The sequence below is a fragment of the Streptomyces sp. P17 genome, assembly GCF_032436805.1.
GTDB lineage: Bacteria > Actinomycetota > Actinomycetes > Streptomycetales > Streptomycetaceae > Streptomyces.
The window spans coordinates 1-583 of sequence record NZ_JAVRBF010000255.1 but is presented as its reverse complement, the minus strand read 5'-3'; the positions used below and the strand labels follow the sequence as shown (position 1 = coordinate 583).

Sequence of the window (583 nt, the reverse complement as noted above, 5' to 3'; positions counted from 1 at the left end):
CGACGTTTACGACCGCAAATCGGTCAAGGCTCGCTGCGTCAAGTTCGCTACGCCCAATATAGACGCGATCTGCGCCGTTCCCAAACGTATTCGCGGTTGCAACCATTCTAAAAAGGTTACTGCGTACAATAGGCGTTTCTCTATCAGGAAAACTTGCATATCCGTTGGCAAGTGCGCTGTTTGCTGCAAGCAATGCGCTAGCGTCCCATGCGTCAATTTCATCGGCAACCCAAACGCCGCCGTGCTCAAAAGCTTGTCGGAATGGCGTTGAATGATACTTTCCGTATCCATCGGTAAACCCCATCAATTCGTGCGTGTCATTGATTGTTGACGTAATGTAAAACGGCAAACCGAGTGCTTTAGCCGTTTGCTCGCCAATTGTTGTTTTGCCGCAGCCTGCCGGGCCAACCAACATAACTGGATGGTTCATTCCGACAATGCGAATGATTGCATCCGTCATATAGTGCTGCACGCCTTCAAGCACATGTTGGCCGGTTTGCGAAGTGACAACGATGTTACGCGGGGCAAGTTGCTCCAGCGTTTCTTTTATCAGTTGCTTCGTAGTTTCCCCGGATAGAATTTC

Annotated in this window: 1 protein-coding gene; it reads right to left on the bottom strand. The window is 49.9% G+C overall.

Features of this window, described 5'->3' with window-relative positions:
• Positions 1-583, bottom strand: a 583-nt coding sequence (locus tag RMT89_RS40710) for an AAA family ATPase (RefSeq protein WP_315888790.1), incomplete at both ends; no start/stop codon positions are given.